The sequence below is a fragment of the Brachyspira sp. SAP_772 genome, assembly GCF_009755885.1.
GTDB lineage: Bacteria > Spirochaetota > Brachyspiria > Brachyspirales > Brachyspiraceae > Brachyspira.
The window spans coordinates 1-1399 of sequence record NZ_VYIX01000012.1; the positions used below are offsets into that span (position 1 = coordinate 1).

Annotated in this window: 2 protein-coding genes; both read left to right on the forward strand. The window is 29.8% G+C overall.

The window, feature by feature from the left end; all coding sequences use genetic code 11:
* Positions 1-23 precede the first annotated feature (23 nt).
* Positions 24-452, forward strand: a complete 429-nt coding sequence (locus GQX97_RS12165; RefSeq protein WP_013244105.1) for an OmpH family outer membrane protein — start codon at positions 24-26, stop codon at positions 450-452.
* 351 nt (positions 453-803) lie between these two features.
* Positions 804-1399: pseudouridine synthase (locus tag GQX97_RS12170; RefSeq protein WP_198391224.1), on the forward strand; the 596-nt coding region annotated here is incomplete at its 3' end.

A 1399-nucleotide genomic window follows, 5' to 3' on the forward strand; every position in this document is an offset into this window, starting at 1 on the left:
AATAAAAAAGGAGAAAATAAATTATGAAAAAATATTATATTTTTGCTTTGATGTTTTTATCTTTTTTAAGTTTATCTATAATAAGCCCAAGAGTTTTTACTCAATCATATAGGCTTACTAAAGTTGGTTATGTTGATTTGGATAGGGTTGTAAAAGAAGTTACTAAAGACGAAGTTTTTGTTGAGAATTTAAAATTAAAAATGGAAGAGCAAAATAATAGAGACATGGCGGCAGAAACTAATAATACAGAAATAAATACTAACCCTAGAGATAATTCTTTGAGAGGACAAGTTAAAAGACAGGTTGCTTCATCACTTATTGGTATTGTAAAAAAAGAAGGATACACTTTAATACTTGAAAGAACAGAGTACGCTATCCTTTATGCAGATAGAAATTTTGATATTACAGATGCTGTTATTAAAGATGTAAAAGAATCTGTTATGAGAAAGTAATTATTAAAAAATAGTATTATTTCTTTAAAAATACATACTATTGACAAATAATCAAAAAAACTTTATATTAATATCACTCTGCTTAGTACGTGAAGCGATGACATTCTTGCACCACTATAATTTAATGCTAACGGGATCTGGAGCGAAGCATCAATGATAGGCTCGCCATTATCGCGATATGGTATAGAGAAATCAAGGTCATGTTTCTGAAGAGCCCACCTAACTATAAAGTTAGGTGCATTTATGTCGCATACGGCTAAAGCGGAGCTTTTTTATATTATGATTTATAAATATATTATTCACTACTATATCAAATAAAAACCCAACACATAAAACAATTAGAGAGTAAATATGGACAATAAGAYAAATAAAGAAAATGKAAGGCTTGTTAAAGTAATATTAGAATCTGGTTTTGCAAGCAGAAGAAATTGTGAGAAGGCTATAATGTCTGGAAGGGTGAGAGTAAACAATCAGGTGATATTAGACCCTGCTTATAGGGTTAAAGAAAGCGACTCTGTTTCAATAGATAGAAATATTATAGAAAGGCAAACTAAAAGRTATATGGCTTTATATAAACCTTTAGGCGTTGTAAGCACTACTAAATATTTGCCTGGAAGAAGAATTATTACAGAGTTTTTTAAGGGTATWAAAGARAGGCTTTTTTATGCTGGAAGGCTTGACTCTGAATCACGCGGTATTATGATTATTACAAATGACGGTGAGTTTGCAAATATTATTACGCACCCATCTTATGAAATATTAAAAGTTTATGATGTTACTGTTAATGGCAAAATAGATTCTGAAGCTTTATTAAAGGCAAGTGCCGGCATTACTATAAAAAATGTTACTTATTCTCCATTTAAATTTAAAATTCTTTCAAAAGGAAGAGTGCAAAGTAAGATTCGCCTTACAATAAATGAAGGTAAAAACAGAGAGATAAGAAAGAT